The organism is Streptomyces noursei (genome assembly GCF_016917755.1).
Lineage (GTDB): Bacteria > Actinomycetota > Actinomycetes > Streptomycetales > Streptomycetaceae > Streptomyces > Streptomyces yunnanensis.
In genome coordinates, this window is record NZ_CP070326.1 from 4,043,582 (window position 1) to 4,059,208 (window position 15,627).

The following is a 15,627-nucleotide window of genomic DNA, read 5'->3' on the forward strand; positions in this document are numbered from 1 at the left end:
TGGGCGGGGTCCGGCGGGGTGGGGTCAGACCAGGTCGACGAGGTCGGCGATGGAGTCGACGACGCGGGAGGGGCGGAACGGGTGGCGTTCGACGTCCTCGGGGCGGGTCAGGCCGGTGAGTACGAGGAAGGTTTCCATGCCTGCTTCCAGGCCGGCGACGACGTCGGTGTCCATCCGGTCGCCGATCATGGCGGAGCTCTCGGAGTGGGCGCCGATGGCGTTGAGGGCGTGGCGCATCATCAGCGGGTTGGGCTTGCCGACGAAGTACGGTTCGACGCCGGTGGCCTTGGTGATGAGGGCGGCGACGGAGCCGGTGGCGGGCAGTGGGCCTTCGGGGGAGGGGCCGGTCTCGTCGGGGTTGGTGGCGATGAAGCGGGCGCCGTTCTCGATGAGTCGGATGGCCTTGGTGAGCGCTTCGAAGCTGTAGGTGCGGGTTTCGCCGAGGACGACGTAGTCGGGGGCGTGGTCGGTGAGGATGTAGCCGATGTCGTGCAGGGCGGTGGTGAGGCCGGCTTCGCCGATGGCGTAGGCGGTGCCGCCGGGGCGCTGGTCGTCGAGGAACTGGGCGGTGGCCAGCGCGGAGGTCCAGATGGATTCCCAGGGGACGTCCAGGCCGATGCGGTTGAGGCGGGCGTGGAGGTCGCGGGGGGTGTAGATGGAGTTGTTGGTCAGGACGAGGAAGGGCCTGCCGGACTCGCGCAGTCGCTTGATGAAGGCGTCCGCGCCGGGGACGGGGACGCCTTCGTGCATGAGGACGCCGTCCATGTCGGTGAGCCAGGACTCGATCGGCTTACGCTCTGCCACTGCCACTCCTGTGGTGCGTGTTGACCAGGGCTGGCCGGTTGGCCAGGGCGCCGGCCGGCCGGGTGGCGGCCGACGGCCCCAGCCTAAGTCAGCGGTGGGCCGCTGGTCCCGGTCGGTGGTGGTCAGCTTCCGGTTGCCGTCTTCCAGGCGTTGATGTAGGTGTCGAGGTTCTTGTCGATGTCGTTCCAGTTGGGTTCGAAGACGTCGACACCGTTCATGATCTTGGCGAGGGCGGCGGCGTTGGGGTCGGTGGCCTTGACGTCCTTGCGGGAGGTGAAGCCGCCGCCGACGGCGGAGACCTGTTGCTGGACGGGCTTGCTGATCAGGTAGTCGAGGAACTTGCGGGCGTTGGCGGCGTGCGGGGCGTCCTTGACCAGGCCGGCGGCGTAGGGGAGGGCGAAGGTGGTGGGTCGTGCGCCGGGCCTGGGGGCGGGGAAGAAGATGCCCTGGTGGGGCATGGACTTCATGTTGGCGTAGTTCATCTGGACGTCGCCGTTGGCGATCAGGAGTTCGCCCTTGTCGGTCTTGGGGGCGAGTTGGCCGGTGGAGGAGGACGGGCCGACGTTGTTGGCCTGGAGTTTCTTGAGGAAGTCCATGGCCGGGCCCTGGCCGCCGAAGTCGTGCAGGGCCTTGATGAGGACGGCGGTGCCGTCGCCGGCGACACCGGGGGTGGAGTACTGGAGCTTGCCGGCGAAGCGGTGGTCGGCGAGGTCCTGCCAGGTGGCCGGGGGCTGCTGGAGTTCCTTCTTGTTGTAGATGAAGCAGAAGTAGTTGTTGACGATGGAGACCCACTTGCCGTTGGGGTCCTTGTCGGCGGCGGCGACCTGTTCGGAGCCGTGCGGGCGGTAGATGTCCAGCAGGCCCTTGTCGTCGGCCTGTTGGATGAACGGGGGCAGGGTGACGAGGACGTCGGCCTTGGTGTTGGCGCGTTCGCGGGCCAGGCGCTGGACGGCGGCGCCGGAGCCGGACTCCACGTAGTTGACCTTGATGCCGGTCTGCTTCTCGAAGTCCTTGAAGACCTTGTCGTAGAAGCCGTCGCCCTGTTCGCTCTTGAGGCCGTCGGCGCTGTAGACGGTGATCTCCTTGGCCTGGGCGTCGTCGGCGGGGGTGCCGCAAGCGGTGACGGAGCCGGCGAGGGCGAGGACGGCGGCGCCGGCGGCGAGGGGGCGGTGCGGGCGGCTGGGCATGGTGGGTGCTCCTGGGGGACGGTGCGCGGGCGGGGCGGAGTCGGGGGGGCGTGGGGGTCAGCGGTAGGTGGCTCTGGTGCGGATGCGGGAGACGCCGAGGAGGACGAGGAGGGTGGTGGCCATGAGGGCCACGGCGAGGGCGGCGCCGGTGAAGAGGGCGCCGCGGTCGGTGGCGGCGAAGATCTGGACGGGCAGCGGCATCCAGTCCGGGGGGTAGAGCATCATCGTGGCGCTCAGTTCGCCCATGGACAGGGCGAAGCACAGGCCGGCGGCGGCGGTCAGGGACGGCAGCAGCAGGGGGAGTTTGACGCGCCACAGGACGTAGGCGGGTCGGGCGCCGAGGCCGGCGGCGCTCTGCTCGTAGGCGGGGTCGAGGCGGGCGAGCGCGGCGGTCACGGACTGGTAGGCGAAGGCGGTGACCAGCACGGTGTGGGCGACGATCACGATCTGTGGGGTGCCGTTGAGGAGGAACGGGGGTTGGGAGAAGGCGACGAGGAGGGCGAGGCCGACGACGACGGAGGGGACGGCGAGGGGCAGGAGGAAGAGGGCGTCGAGGGTCCGCCGGGCGCGCCGGCCGAGTTTTTCGGCGGCCAGGGCGGCCCAGGTGCCGGTGGTCAGGGCGGCGAGGCTGGCGGCGAGGGCGGTGAGGACGCTGGTGGTCAGGGCGGTCAGGGCGTCGCCGTGCGCGATGTCCTGATAGTGCGTCAGGGTCGGGCCGGAGGGGAGGGCGCCGCTCCAGCCGTCGGCGAAGGAGGCGGCGACGATGACCAGCAGGGGGAGGGCGAAGACGGGGACGAAGAGGAGGAGGAACACCGCCCAGATGGTCCGGCGGGCGGCTGCGCTATGGACGAGCACGGTCGGCGCCTCCGGTGGCGAGGGCGGGGGCAGGGGCGGGGGTGTTCGGTGCGGTGGTGTGGTGGGCAGCGGCCGGTTGCCGGGCGGGCCTGCGGCGGGTGGCGGTGCCTGCGGTGCGGGCCATGACCGTCCGGTAGAGGGCGTAGAGGGCGGCGGACAGTGCGATGTTGATGACCGCGACGACGCAGGCGCCGGTGTAGTCGCCGTCGAGGATCGCCTTGGTGTAGACGAGCATCGGCAGGGTGACAACGTTCTTGGCGCCGGTGAACAGCACGATCCCGAATTCGTTGAGGCACATGACGAGCACCAGGGCGCCGCCGGCGGCGAGCGAGGGCAGTGCCTCGGGCAGGATCACGGTCCGCACGATGCGTCCCGGGCGGGCGCCGAGCGAGCCGGCGACTTCCAGTTGTGCGGTCTCCACCTGCGCGAACGCGGCGAGCAGGGGGCGCATCACGAACGGGGTGAAGTAGGTGACCTCGGCCAGCAGGACGCCCCATGGGGTGTGCAGGAAGTCCAGGGGGCCGTGGGTGGCGCCGGTGAGGTCCGTCCACAGGCCGTTGGCGATGCCGACGGTGCCGTAGAGGAACAGCAGGGCGAGGGTGATCAGGAAGGAGGGGAAGGCCAGGAAGATGTCGATGAAGCGGGCCAGTGCCCGACCGCCGGGGAACGGGACGAAGGCGATGACCAGGGAGAGCAGCAGGCCGAGGAGGAGCGCGCCGAGGGTGGCGCCGGCCGCGATCAGCACGGTGTTGGTCAGCGCGTCCTGGAAGGAGGTGGCGGCGAGGACGGTGGTGTAGGGGGTGGTGGACGGCCCGCCGCCGCTCTCGGGGGTGAGGGACTGCCGGACCACCAGGGCGAGCGGGTAGAGGAACACCAGCGCGAGGGCGGCGACGGGTGGCAGGGCCCACAGGGCGGTGGTCCGGGTGCGGCGGGGCCCGGTGTCCGGTGTGGTGCGGTCAGGCATGGCGCGGCCCGCCGTCCGCCGGGTCGGTCGGGGTGTTCGCCGGAGTGTCGGCCGGGGCTGCGGGCTGGATGTCCGCGGGGATGAGGGCGGCGTCCTGGGGGGCGAAGTGCAGGGTGAGTTCGGTGCCCAGTGGTGGGGTCTCGCGCAGTTCCCGCAGGTCGGCCATGAGGCGGTGGCCGTCCACCGCGAGGTGGAGTCGGTGGGTGGCGCCGCGCCACTGGACCTCGGTGACGGTGCCGCGCAGGGTGTTGCCCTGTGGGTCGGGGGCGGTGCCGAGGCCGAGGAGGTGCGGGCGGACGCAGAGGGTGGCGGTGGCGCCGGGGGTCGCGTCCCCGGTGGGGACGGTCAGGTGGCGGCCGGCGAACTCGACGCCGTCGGCGCGCACGGTCACCGGCAGCAGGTTGGCGGTGCCGACGAAGGATGCGGTGAAGGCGGTGCGCGGGCTGCGGTAGAGCTGGTGCGGAGTGCCGCACTCGCGGAGCCGGGCCGATTCCAGGACGGCGATCCGGTCGGCGAGGGTGAGTGCCTCCACCTGGTCGTGGGTGACGTAGAGGAGGGAGACGTGCGGCAACTCGCGGTGCAGGCGGGCGAGTTCGGCGAGCATGTCGGAACGCAGCTGGGCGTCGAGTGCGGACAGCGGCTCGTCGAGGAGGAGGACGCGGGGGCGGATGGCGAGGGCCCGGGCGATGGCGACGCGCTGCTGCTGGCCGCCGGACAGTTCCCGGGGGTGCCGGTCGGCGTAGCCGGCCATGCCGACCAGGTCCAGGGCTTCGGCGACGCGGCCGGGGATCTCGGCGCGCGGGGCCTTTTGTGCTTTGAGGCCGAAGGCGACGTTCTCGGCGACCTTCATGTGCGGGAAGAGCGCGTACTGCTGGACGACCATGCCGATACCGCGCTTGTAGGGCGGCAGGTCGGTGACGTCGTGGCCGCCGATCAGGACGCGGCCGGAGGTCGGGCGGACGAATCCGGCGACGGCGCGCAGGGCGGTGGTCTTGCCGGAGCCGGACGGGCCGAGCAGGGCCATCACCTCGCCCGGTTCGACGGTGAGGTCGAGGGAGTCCAGGGCGGTGGTGCGGCCGTGGGTGACGGTGACGCGGTCGAAGCGGATGCCGGAATCCGTGGAGGACCCGGCCGACCCGGCCGCGGTGGCCGGCGCGCCGGGTCGGGCGGGAGCGTGACGGAAGGTGTCGCCGGGTAGCGGCGCCTTTGCGGGGTGGTGGCCGGGCGACGGGTGGGCGACGGGGGCGGGCATGTCACACCACTCCCAGCAGGGCGGGCAGTTCGGCGACCGAGTCCAGGACGTGGGTGGCGCCGGCGGCCTGGAGTTGCGCGGTGTCGTGGGCGCCGGTGCGTACTCCGGCGACCACCGCGGCGCCGCTGCGGCGTCCGGCGATCATGTCGTAGGAGGTGTCGCCGGCGACCGCGATCTGCCGGACGTCGTCGGCGGCGCCGGTGTGCAGCAGGGCGGTCAGCACCATGTCGGGGTAGGGGCGGCCGCGTCCGCCGGCGTCGGCCGGGCAGAGGGTGCGGGCGACGAGGTCGCGCCAGCCGAGGGCGTCGAGGATGGCGTCCTGGGTGACCCGGGCGAATCCGGTGGTGAGGACGACGGTGCGGCCGGCGGCCTGGAGGGCCTCGATGGCTTCGCGGGCGCCGGGGACGGGGGCGATGCGGCCGGCGTCGACGAGGGTGCCGTAGGCCGTCTCGAAGGCGTGGTTGGCGCGCTGGGCGGCTTCTTCGGTGGCCCGGGGGTCGCCGTCGGGCGCGGCGAACAGGTGCCGGAAGACGGAGATCTTGGATTCGCCCATGGTGGCGCGTACGTAGGCGAGTTGCTCGGCGTGCCGGGGGGTGCCGGGTTCAACGCCCATCCGGCGGGCGGCGGTGTCGAAGGCGCGCTCGACGAGGCCGTCGTCGGCGACGGTGGTGCCGGCCATGTCCAGGACGACGAGCCGGATCGCGTCGGTGTGCGGAGCGGGGTGTGTCAAGGGGCTCACCATCCCAGTGCGTTCGCGGTGGTTTCGGCGATGGCCGGGGAGCAGGTCATGCCGCGTCCGCCGGGTCCGGTGATCAGCCAGACGCCGTCGCGGACCTGCTGGCGGTGGACGACGCGGCTGGTGTCGGTGCACTGGGCGTAGACGCCGGCCCAGCGGTGGCGGATGCGGGGCAGCGGGCGGCCCAGGATCGTCTCGACGACTCCGGCGAGGTGCTCGTAGGGCTCCTCGACGGTGTCGAAGGCGAACGGGGTGTCGTATTCGTGGGTGTCGCCGATGGTCAGGCCGCCGTCGGCGCGCTGGACCATCAGCAGTTGCATTTTGTGGGCGGCGGCGGTCGGGGTCTGTGCCTGGTCGGCGTTGAGGGCGTCCAGGGCGTCGCCGCGGTAGGCGGGGTAGTAGCGGAAGCTGTCGGCGTCGGCGACGGAGGTGGTCAGCGGTTCGCCGAGCGGGTCGGTCTGCATCATCTGCAGGCGCACCCGGCGCACCGGCAGGTCGGGGACGAGTTCCCGGACCAGGCCGCCGAGCCAGGCGCCGGTGCACAGGATCACCGCGTCGCCGTGGTGGGTGGCGCCGTGGTCGTCGCGGACCGCGCGTTCGCCGACCACGTCGCGGACCTCGCGGCCGCCGAGATAGGTGTAGCGGCCGGATGCCGACAGGGCTTCCTTGAGGGCGCGTTGGGCGACGCGGGGTTCGACGGCGGCGTCCCGTTCGCACCACAGGGCGGCGGTGAAGTCGCCGCGCAGTGCGGGGTTGAGGGCGCGGGCCCGGTCGGCGTCGAGGAGTCGGTAGCCGCGGGCGGTGGCGTCGGGGCGACGGGTGGCGGCCTCGGCGACGGCGTACTCGGTGTCGTTGCGGACGACGGTCAGTGAGCCGATGGCGCGGAAGCCGATGCCGGGGACGCGGGCGCCGATGCCCTCCCAGAGTTCGCGGGCGCGCAGGGCGGTGTCCAGTTCGGCGCCGCCGGCCCGGCCGCTGACCCAGATCTGTCCGAAGTTGCGGACCGAGGCGCCGCGGGCCTCGGCTTCCCGTTCGATGTGGAGGACTTGGTGGCCTCGTTCGACTGCGTGCCAGGCGTGCAGGGTTCCCAGCACGCCGGCTCCGACGACTATGACTCGCATGCCCCAGACGGTCGCGTCGGCGGGTGGCCCGCGGGGGACGATTTGCCGACGCGTTGGTTAACACGGGCTCAAACTTGGCCTAGACCCGTTATCGTCTCGTGACACAAGGGGCGGGATTTCGCCGTCGTCCGGCCCGCGGTGGGCCCGTCAGGAGTCCCGGGCGCCGCCCAGGTGCGTGGTGAACGAGAACCGGTCGCCCCGGTAGAGGGAGCGCACCCGTTCCAGCGGGCGGCCCTCGGTGTCCCGGGACAGCCGGTGGATGAGCAGCATCGGCAGCGCGCCGGGCGTCCCGATCAGCAGTGCCTCGCGCGGGGTGGCCAGGACCGTCTCCAGGCGTTCGTCGGCGTCCCCGAAGCCGATGCCGAGCCGCTCGTGGAGGTAGCCGTAGAAGGACGAGTCCGGCTCGAAGTCGGCGGCCAGGTCCGGGACTCGGGACACCGCGACATAGGTGCTCTCCAGGCCGACCCGCTCGTCGTCGGCGAGCAGCACCCGCTCCATGTGCCAGACCGCGTCGCCGGCACGGAGGCCGAGGTCGCGGGCGAGCGCCGGCGGGCTGGGGAAGCGGTCCAGCGAGACCAGGTGTCGGCCGGGCGTGCGGCCCTGGCGGCGGACGCCCTCGGTGTAGCTGGCGAGGGAGAGCGGCTGCTCCATCTTGGGTCCGGCGACGACCGTGCCGCGACCCATCCGGCGCAGTCGCCCCTCCAGCACCAGTTCCCGCAGGGCCTGGCGCAGCGTCTCGCGGGACACCTCGAACCGCAGCGCCAACTCGCGCTCGGTGGGCAGCGGTTCGCCCTCGCCCAGCTCCTCCAGCAGGGCGGCGATGTCGACCTTCGCCGCGTAGTACTTGGGAATGCGTCCGTGCTCGGGAATGCCGGACCGGATGGGTGCGCCAGGATCCTGGCCGTACGGAAACTCCACCCGGCGATCTTCGCACCAGCGGCGGGCCGGGGGGCCGGCACCCTCGGCGTCCCTCTTCCGCGTGGCGGACACCGCCTGGGGCGCTTCCTAGCGGAACAGTCCGGTCAGCACCAGCTCCGCGGCGCCGTCCGCGACGGTCCGGGCCCCGCCGCGGGCCCGCGCCACCGGCACCGCGGGCGCCGCCCCGGGGTCGCTCCCGGGCGCCGGCGGCCGGCCGCGCAGGGCCGCGTGGTCGGCCAGCTCCCGGGCCACGCCGTCCCGGAAGACCTCCGGGTGCGCCAGGACGGTGCGGCCGCCGAGCAACACCCGGTCGATGTCGAGGAGTTCGACGAGGTTGGCCGCGGCCACGCCCAGCACCCGGGCCGCCGCCGGCAGATCGCCGCGGGCCACCGCCGCCAGGCACAGCGCCTCGACGCAGCCGCGCCGCCCGCAGTCGCACCGCGGCCCGTCCAGCTGCAGCACCTGGTGGCCGAACTCGCCGGCGCCGGTGTGCGGTCCGCGGTAGAGGCTGCCGCCGAGGACCAGCCCGGCGCCGAGCCCGGTCCCCAGGTGGAGGTAGGCGAACGAGGCGCCGCCCACCTCCTCCGACGCCCGGCTGAGGCCGAGGGCCGCCGCGTTGGTGTCCTTGTCGACGACGACGGGCAGGCCCAGGCGCGCGGCGAGCGCCTCCCGCAGGGGGAAGCCGTCCCACTGGGGGGCGCCGGTGACCTGGCGCAGGACGCCCGTGGCGTGGTCCAGCGGCCCGGGGCAGGCCACTCCCGCGCCGAGCACCGGTGGCCCGCCCGCCGCCTCCCGCAGCGCCGCGACCTCGCCGGCGGTGGTGGCCAGGACGGCCTCGGCGCCGGCGCCGAAGTCCAGCGGCGCGCGGCGGACCGCGGTCGGCCGGCCGGTGAGGTCGGCCAGCACGCAGACGATCTCGTCGCGGTCCAGGTGGACGCCGACGGCGTGCCGGGCGCCGGGGACCAGCCGCAGCACGGTGCGGGGCTTGCCGCCCGTGGAGGCCCGGCGGCCCGCCTCGACGACCAGGCCGTCGGCCCGCAGCCGCGCGGTGATCTTGCTGACCGCCTGCGGGGTGAGCCCGGTCCGCTCGGCCAGCTCCAGCCGGCTCGCGCCCTCCTCCCCCGCCGCGCGCAGCAGCCCCAGCAGCAGGGCGGCGTTGTGCCCGCGCAGGGCGAGGAGGTTGGCGCCGGGCGCGGCGGCGCCGTCCGGGCGGGCGCCGATGTCCGGGCGGTCGAGGTCGTGGTCGCTGCTCACCCCTCCATTCTCCGCACTGCTTGCACTTTGGCAACAGCGTTGCGAAAGTGGAGGGCATGAGCGACCCCGAAGCACGCACCGCCCCCCACCGCGTCGGCCTGATCGGCTACGGCCTGGCGGGCTCGGTCTTCCACGCCCCGCTGATCGCCGCCACCGACGGGCTGGTGCTCGACACCGTCTCGACCCGCAGCCCCGACCGGCAGGCGCAGGCCCGCGCCGAGCACCCGCAGGTCCGCACGGTGGCCACCGCCGAGGAGGTCCTGGACCGGGCCGCCGCCGGCGACCTCGACCTGATCGTGCTGGCGTCGCCGAACAAGACGCACGTCCCGCTCGCCACCGCCGCCCTGGAGGCCGGCGTCGCGGTCGTCGTCGACAAGCCGCTGGCCGCCACCGCAGCCGAGGCCGAGCGGCTCGCCGCGCTCGCCGACCGCCGCGGGCTGCTGCTCTCGGTCTTCCAGAACCGCCGCTGGGACAACGACTTCCGCACCGTGCGCAAGCTGCTCGCGGACGACGCGCTGGGCGAGGTCCAGCGCTTCGAGTCCCGCTTCGAGCGCTGGCGGCCCCGGCCCAAGGGCGGCTGGCGCGAGTCCGGCGACCCGGCGGAGCTCGGCGGACTGCTCTACGACCTCGGCAGCCACCTCGTCGACCAGGCCCTGACCCTCTTCGGCCCCGCGGTCTCGGTCTACGCCGAGGCCGACATCCGCCGCCCGGGCGCCGAGGCCGACGACGACACCTTCCTCGCCGTCACCCACGCCGGCGGCGTCCGCTCCCACCTGTGGGTGAGCGCCACCACCGCCCAACTCGGGCCGCGCTTTCGGGTGTTGGGCAGTCGCGCGGGCTATGTGAAGTACGGCCTGGACCCGCAGGAGGCCGCCCTGCGGGCCGGCCGGCGCCCGGACACCGAGGGCGCCGCCTGGGGCGTGGAACCCGAGTCCGACTGGGGCCGGCTCGGCGCCGTGGGGGTCCCCCCGGCGGTAGCTGGGGGAGAATCCCCGGTGACCGGCGGCGGGCAGCCCGTCGCGACCCTGCCCGGCGCCTACCCGGCCTACTACGCGGCGATCGCGCGGGCCCTGCGCGAGGGCGGCGCGCCGCCCGTGACCGCCACCGAGGCCGCGGCGGCGCTGCGCGTCCTGGAGGCCGCCAAACGCTCGGCCGCGGAGGGCGTCACGGTCCGGATCGGAGCCGGTGCATGACGACCCCCGGCACCACCCACGGACCCGATGAGATCCGCGAACTGACCGCCCAGGAGGAACGGCTGGTCCTGGACGCCTTCGGCAACGACGAGGCGTGGGAACTGGGCTCCCTCCTGGTCGGACTGGCCCGGGAGCGCGGCGCCGCGGTGACGATCGGGATCCGGCGCGGCGCCCAACTGCTCTTCCACTGCGCGCTCCCGGGCACCTCCGCCGACAACGACGCCTGGATCGACCGCAAGTCCGCCGTCGTCGAACGGTACGGGGAGTCCTCCTACCTGGTCGGCGCCCGCTTCCGCGCCAAGGGCCGCACCTTCGAGGACTCCTCGCGCCTCGACCCCGACCGGTACGCCGCACACGGCGGTGCCTTCCCGATCCGCCTGCGCGGGACGGGTGTGATCGGCGTGGTCGCGGTGTCCGGCCTGCCCCAGGCCGACGACCACGCCCTGGTGGTCGAGGCCCTGGAGCGCTATCTGACAACGGGCTGACACCCGCACCGCCCCACTCACACCAGCCGCCACCGGCCCGCTTCCCACCCCACAACGGGAGGTGACGGGCCGGAGGGGCAGGGGGTGTCCGGACTGCTGCGCTGTACGTCCGGACACCCCCTGCCCCGCAGGCCCGTCACCGCACCCGACAACCCCCGCGCCGCAGGCGCAGGCGAGCAACCCCCACGGCGGGAAGGCCGACAACGTGGGAAGCAGCCGGCCGCAGGCCCACGGCGGGGGAGCCGACAACCCGCGGATCAAGCCAACCGCAACGCCTGCCGCTGACGCCCCAACCCGTCGATCTCCAGCTCCACCACATCGCCCGCCCGCAGGTACGGCTTGGGCTCGGGCTGCCCCATCGCCACCCCCGCCGGGGTACCGGTGTTGATCACGTCGCCCGGGTAGAGGGTCATGAACTGGCTGACGTAGCGGACCACTTCGGCCACCGGGAAGATCTGCTCGGCGGTGGTACCGTCCTGCTTCAGCTCCCCGTTGACCCACAGCCGGATGCCCAGCGCCTGCGGGTCCGGTACCTCGTCGGCGGTCACCAGCCACGGGCCCAGCGGGTTGAACGTCTCGCAGTTCTTGCCCTTGTCCCACTGGCCGCCGCGCTCGATCTGGAAGGCCCGCTCGGACACGTCGTGCGCCACCGCGTAGCCGGCCACGGCCGCCAGCGCCTGCTCGTCGTCCGCCAGGTAGCGGGCGGTCCGGCCGATGACGACGGCCAGCTCCACCTCCCAGTCGGTCTTCACGCTGCCGCGCGGGATGAGGACCGTGTCGTCGGGGCCGACGACGGTGTCCGGCGCCTTCATGAAGAGGATCGGTTCCTCGGGGGTGGCGGCCCCGGTCTCCCGCGCGTGGTCGTGGTAGTTCAGCCCGATGCACACGACCTTGCCGATCCGGGCGACCGGCGGGCCGATCCGCAGACCGGCGGTGTCCCGTACGGGCAGGTCGCCGGCGGTCGCGGCGGCCCGGACGGCGGCCAGCGTGGCGTCGTCCGCGAGCAGCGCGCCGTCGATGTCCGTGACCAGGCCCGACAGGTCGCGCAGCAGGCCGGCCTCGTCGAGCAGCGCCGGGCGTTCCGCCCCCACCGGTCCGACACGCAGCAGCTTCATCGTCACAACTCCCGTGGTCGAAGGGTCGGCCCGGGAGGGTCCTCCCCGGCCGGCCGATGGGGGACGGCCATCGAGCGATTTGGCCGATCCTCCAAGAACGGGGTCCACTCCGCAAGACCCCGTTCACGGACTGGACCGTTACTGAGGGGTAGTAACGATCGGGTCGGTGTCGGCGTCGGCCGGACGGCGCTCGGCGTCGGCCTGCCGGGCCGATGCGCCCGCCCGCGCCGCGGTGTTGGCCCTGGCCCGCGCCGCCTTCTGCCGCGCGGCCCGGGTCCTGGGCCCGCCCCGCCGCACCGGTCGCGGGGACGGGGGCTGCGGTGCGCCGTCCACCGACGCCGCCGGCCCCCCCGCAGGGGTCCGCTCCCCCTCCACCACCGGCCCACGGCCCTTCTCCGCCTTACGGTCCCCCGCCGGCTTCCCTTCCCCGGCCGCCTCACGGTCGGCCACCGGCTTGCGGTCGCGGTGCAGCAGGGCCCGCTCGCAGGCCGTCCAGGTCGTGGTCGTCACCATGTAGAGGCCGGCCGCCAGCGGCACCACGGCCACGGTGAGCAGCGTGCCGAAGGACAGCAGCGGCATCAGCTTGCCCAGGGCGCCCAGGCCCGGGGTCGCGGTGCCCGCGGCGGGCGCCGGGGCCGCGGCCGCCGCCGCCCGGGCGCGCCGGTAGTTCCAGGTGGCGACCGCCGCGATCAGGGCGAACAGCGCGAGGTAGACCAGCCCCTGAGGCCCGGTCACGCCGCCGTCGGCGAGGGCCTGCCGCCACGTCCCGCCGAGCGGCGCGCCCAGCAGTGTGTGGTTCAGCAGGGTGTCGTTCCCGCTGGTGAACAGGTGGTACGTCACGAAGAAGACCGGGAGCTGGAGCAGGCTCGGCAGGCAGCCGGCCAGCGGCGAGGAGCCGGTCTTGGCGTAGAGGTCGCTGATCGCCTGCTGGAGCCGCTCCCGGTCGTTGCCGTACTTGCGCTGGAGGGCGGCGATCTGCGGGGCGAGGGCGGAGCGGGCCTTCTCGCCGCGGGCCGCGGCGCGGGCGAGCGGGTGCAGCGCGGCGCGGACGCCGAGGGTGAACAGGACGATGGCGGCGGCGGTGGCCGCGGCGCCGAAGAGCGGTTCGATGGCATGGGCACCGCGCGCCAGCGCGGCACCGAGGATGTCGAAAACGGACATGGGTGAGCCCTCCACGGGTCTCGTCGTGCCGGAATGGAGAGACGGCGTGACGAGCCGCGCGGGCACGCACCGGCGCAGCGGCAAGGCAGATCGGGTCGAGCCGCATCAGGTCACAGCTGATCGGCTCGGGTCACGTTCACGGTCGTCCCGGGCCAGTGCCGCAGAACGGTCGGACGTCGAGGGGAGTGCGCCGGAGCGGCTACGCGGCCGCCGGGAGGGCGCGGCCGGGTGCTCGCGGGCGCGGACGGCCGGCGGCGTCGGGGTCGCGCTGTGGCAGGAAGGCCGTACGGCGCTCGCGGTCGCGGATGGCCGTGCGTATCCGGCCCGGTGGGACCGGGCGGGCGGCGACGGCCAGGGCGAGCGCGCTGCACAACAGCAGCAGCACCGCTGCGGTGGTCGCGGCGGCGGCCAGCGACGTCGTCAGACCGCTCTGTTCGAGCAGGAGCTCGGCGAGCAGGAAGAACAGTGCGCTGGTGTAGAGCCGCCAGGCATCGATGATGCGGTACATCCGGCGTCCCCCTCCCGCGCTCCCCCGCGCGTCGCTCTCGGTGCTCCCGGTCGTCGGTCCGACCGTCCGTTCCAGGGTAACCGCACCCCCGAGCCGCTGCGACAGCCAGTTCGAGAATTCACCCCTGCCGGTGAACGGTACGCCGTCGGCAACCGGGGGCGCACCAACGGTCGGTGACTGCCCACGAGGCCGGCCGCCGCGGCACACCACCACGACGACCGGCCCGCAACGCGTGCCCGCCTCCGGGGGCCGCCCTCAGTCGCGGCCGGACACGGCGGCCCCGGCCCGGGGGAACTCGTCCTCCAGCGCCAGGACTTCGGTGTCCGGCCGGTCGTCGCCGCGCTCCCGCGGGCCGAGCCAGGTCACCGCCAGGGCCACCGCCACATTCACCGCGAGCCCGACGATCCCGGCGTTCACCCCCCACACCGGGTCGTGGCCGCCGAAGACCAGGACGCACACCAGGGTGAAGCCCGCCACCAGGCCGCTCACCGCCGCATACATCGTCAACCGCCGCCACACCAGCCCCAACAGCAGCATCGGCACCAGCTGCGCCATGCCCTCGTACGAGATCAGGGAGAGCCGGACGAGGGTGTTGGGCGCGACATAGGTGAGCACCAGGGCGAGCGCCCCGGCGACCACCACGACCACCTGTGACCAGAGCTTCTGACGGGACGTCAGCCGAGGCACCGCGCCCAGTACGCTGCGCCCCCACATCGTGCCGATGACCAGCATGAACACCGCCATCGGCACGATCGAGGAGAGCGCCGCGGCCACCCCGATCACCCCCACCGCCCAGGCCGGCAGGGAGTCCACGACCAGTTTGAACAGCGCCAGGTTGGACCTGGCGCCGGTCAGCCCCGGGACGACGAACAGCGCCGCCAGCCCCAGCAGCATCGGCACGAACAGCAGCACGTTGTAGAACGGCAGGTACATGGCGTTGCGGCGGAGCACGTCGGCGTTGCGGGCGCCCAGATAGCCGGCCACGGTCGTCGGGAAGATCACCACGGTCAGGGAGTTGATCAGGGTGGTGGTGAGGAACCACGACTGGCCCAGGCCGCCGGAGGCGTGGCCGGGGAAGGTCAGCCACTGCGGCTTCTCGGCGACGATCCGGTCCAGGAACGGGCCGTAGCCGCCGAAGTAGTGCAGCGGGACGTAGAGCGCGAGAAACCCGAGCGTGGCGATGACCAGCACGTCCTTGAGGACCGACACCCAGGCGCTGCCGCGCAGTCCGCTGACGACCACGAAGCCGGTGGTCACCGCGAAGCCGATGAAATAGGCCCAGTTGAGGCTGATCGTGCCGTAGGAGATGGTCGAGACGACCACGCCCATGCCGGTGATCTGGAGCTGGATGTAGGGCAGCAGACAGACGGTGGCGAGGACGGCGACGGCGGCGCCGAGCCACGGCCGGCGGTAGCGGTGGGCGACGATGTCGGTGATGCCGACCAGGCCGTGCCGGCGGGCGTAGGCCCACAGCATCGGGCCGACGACGTAACCGATGGCGTAGCCGCAGGACATGTAGGCCAGGACGTAGAGCACGGGGGCGCCGAAGTTGTAGCCCCAGCCGGCCGCGCCGAGGTAGCTGAAGCTGGTGTAGCTCTCGCCGGCCATCAGCACCCAGATGAAGACGGTGCCCAGGCTGCGGCCGCCCACCGACCACTCGGTGAGGCCGCCGCCGGATCCCCGGCCGCGGACCGCGAGCAGTCCCAGGACGACGGTCAGCACCATGAACGCGGCGAAGATCGCGGTGGCGACGGTGGCGTTCACGCGCGCCCCCCGGTCAGCCCGTCGTCCCGGCCGCGGCCCCGCTTGTGGTCGCCGCGGCGTGCCAGCCACACCGACACCGGGGTCAGCAGGGTGGCGAGCATCATCCAGAAGAAGAGGAACGGCAGGCCGAGGACGGTCGGGGTGACCCGGTTGACGAGCGGCAGCACCACCAGGAACAGCACATACGGCAGCAGCAGCCAGAGCAGCGCGGGGCGCTTTCGGGTTCCCGGGGGCGGGCCGCCGGGGGACTGGTTTCGCACGTGGGAAGAGCCTATCCGCTGCGCTGGGCCGGCATCCCACGTTGTCGGCT

General features: G+C 73.5%; 16 protein-coding genes. 2 read left to right on the forward strand and 14 right to left on the reverse strand.

Annotated features, from left to right (window positions below; all coding sequences use genetic code 11):
* Nucleotides 1-24: 24 nt before the first annotated feature.
* The 9 genes from JNO44_RS17785 to JNO44_RS17825 all read right to left on the reverse strand — a co-directional run bounded on the left by JNO44_RS17785 (nt 25) and on the right by JNO44_RS17825 (nt 9,058).
* The gene (locus JNO44_RS17785; protein ID WP_205365207.1) at nt 25-804 is read right to left on the reverse strand and encodes an HAD-IIA family hydrolase; all 780 of its coding nucleotides are present in this window, start codon (nt 802-804) and stop codon (nt 25-27) included.
* 122 nt (nt 805-926) lie between these two features.
* Nucleotides 927-1,991, reverse strand: coding sequence for a 2-aminoethylphosphonate ABC transporter substrate-binding protein (locus tag JNO44_RS17790; protein WP_205365209.1), 1,065 nt, complete (start codon nt 1,989-1,991; stop codon nt 927-929).
* A 57-nt stretch (nt 1,992-2,048) separates the two neighbouring features.
* Nucleotides 2,049-2,846, reverse strand: coding sequence for an ABC transporter permease (locus JNO44_RS17795; protein WP_205365211.1), 798 nt, complete (start codon nt 2,844-2,846; stop codon nt 2,049-2,051).
* A complete protein-coding gene (locus tag JNO44_RS17800; protein ID WP_205365213.1) occupies nt 2,833-3,810 on the reverse strand; it encodes a 2-aminoethylphosphonate ABC transporter permease subunit in 978 nt (325 codons plus the stop codon). Before JNO44_RS17800 ends, JNO44_RS17795 begins: the two co-directional genes overlap by 14 nt.
* Nucleotides 3,803-5,062, reverse strand: a complete 1,260-nt coding sequence (locus tag JNO44_RS17805) for an ABC transporter ATP-binding protein (RefSeq protein WP_205365215.1) — start codon at nt 5,060-5,062, stop codon at nt 3,803-3,805. The genes JNO44_RS17800 and JNO44_RS17805 overlap by 8 nt, the downstream gene beginning before the upstream one ends.
* 1 nt (nt 5,063) lies before the next feature.
* Nucleotides 5,064-5,804: a phosphonatase-like hydrolase gene (locus JNO44_RS17810; RefSeq protein WP_205365218.1), complete on the reverse strand. Its 741-nt coding sequence runs from the start codon at nt 5,802-5,804 to the stop codon at nt 5,064-5,066.
* Nucleotides 5,798-6,919, reverse strand: coding sequence for a TIGR03364 family FAD-dependent oxidoreductase (locus tag JNO44_RS17815; RefSeq protein ID WP_205365220.1), 1,122 nt, complete (start codon nt 6,917-6,919; stop codon nt 5,798-5,800). Before JNO44_RS17815 ends, JNO44_RS17810 begins: the two co-directional genes overlap by 7 nt.
* Before the next feature lie 147 nt (nt 6,920-7,066).
* Nucleotides 7,067-7,837, reverse strand: coding sequence for a GntR family transcriptional regulator (locus JNO44_RS17820; protein WP_205365222.1), 771 nt, complete (start codon nt 7,835-7,837; stop codon nt 7,067-7,069).
* Nucleotides 7,838-7,924: 87 nt separating this feature from the next.
* On the reverse strand, nt 7,925-9,058 hold the full coding sequence (locus tag JNO44_RS17825) for an ROK family transcriptional regulator (RefSeq protein ID WP_240167973.1): 1,134 nt from the start codon (nt 9,056-9,058) through the stop codon (nt 7,925-7,927).
* A gap of 89 nt (nt 9,059-9,147) precedes the next feature.
* On the opposite strand from JNO44_RS17825, the gene JNO44_RS17830 reads away from it, so the two are divergent.
* Nucleotides 9,148-10,284 (forward strand): Gfo/Idh/MocA family oxidoreductase, encoded by a 1,137-nt coding sequence (locus tag JNO44_RS17830; RefSeq protein WP_205365226.1) that lies wholly within the window; start codon nt 9,148-9,150, stop codon nt 10,282-10,284.
* Nucleotides 10,281-10,769 carry a heme-degrading domain-containing protein gene (locus JNO44_RS17835; RefSeq protein WP_205365228.1) on the forward strand — a complete coding sequence of 163 codons (489 nt, stop codon included), beginning with the start codon at nt 10,281-10,283 and terminating at the stop codon, nt 10,767-10,769. Before JNO44_RS17830 ends, JNO44_RS17835 begins: the two co-directional genes overlap by 4 nt.
* Nucleotides 10,770-11,026: 257 nt before the next feature.
* On the opposite strand, the gene JNO44_RS17840 is transcribed toward JNO44_RS17835, so the two are convergent.
* The 5 genes from JNO44_RS17840 to JNO44_RS17860 all read right to left on the reverse strand — a co-directional run bounded on the left by JNO44_RS17840 (nt 11,027) and on the right by JNO44_RS17860 (nt 15,577).
* Entirely contained in the window at nt 11,027-11,884 is an 858-nt protein-coding gene (locus JNO44_RS17840) for a fumarylacetoacetate hydrolase family protein (RefSeq protein ID WP_205365230.1), read from the reverse strand.
* A 138-nt stretch (nt 11,885-12,022) separates the two neighbouring features.
* Nucleotides 12,023-13,045, reverse strand: coding sequence for a YidC/Oxa1 family membrane protein insertase (locus tag JNO44_RS17845; RefSeq protein ID WP_205365232.1), 1,023 nt, complete (start codon nt 13,043-13,045; stop codon nt 12,023-12,025).
* Nucleotides 13,046-13,244: 199 nt separating this feature from the next.
* Complete coding sequence (locus JNO44_RS17850; protein WP_073442396.1) at nt 13,245-13,553, reverse strand: DUF6412 domain-containing protein; 309 nt, start codon at nt 13,551-13,553, stop codon at nt 13,245-13,247.
* A gap of 255 nt (nt 13,554-13,808) precedes the next feature.
* Nucleotides 13,809-15,317 (reverse strand): sodium:solute symporter family protein, encoded by a 1,509-nt coding sequence (locus JNO44_RS17855; RefSeq protein WP_205365234.1) that lies wholly within the window; start codon nt 15,315-15,317, stop codon nt 13,809-13,811.
* Nucleotides 15,314-15,577, reverse strand: a complete 264-nt coding sequence (locus JNO44_RS17860; protein WP_205365236.1) for a DUF3311 domain-containing protein — start codon at nt 15,575-15,577, stop codon at nt 15,314-15,316. Before JNO44_RS17860 ends, JNO44_RS17855 begins: the two co-directional genes overlap by 4 nt.
* Nucleotides 15,578-15,627 lie beyond the last annotated feature (50 nt).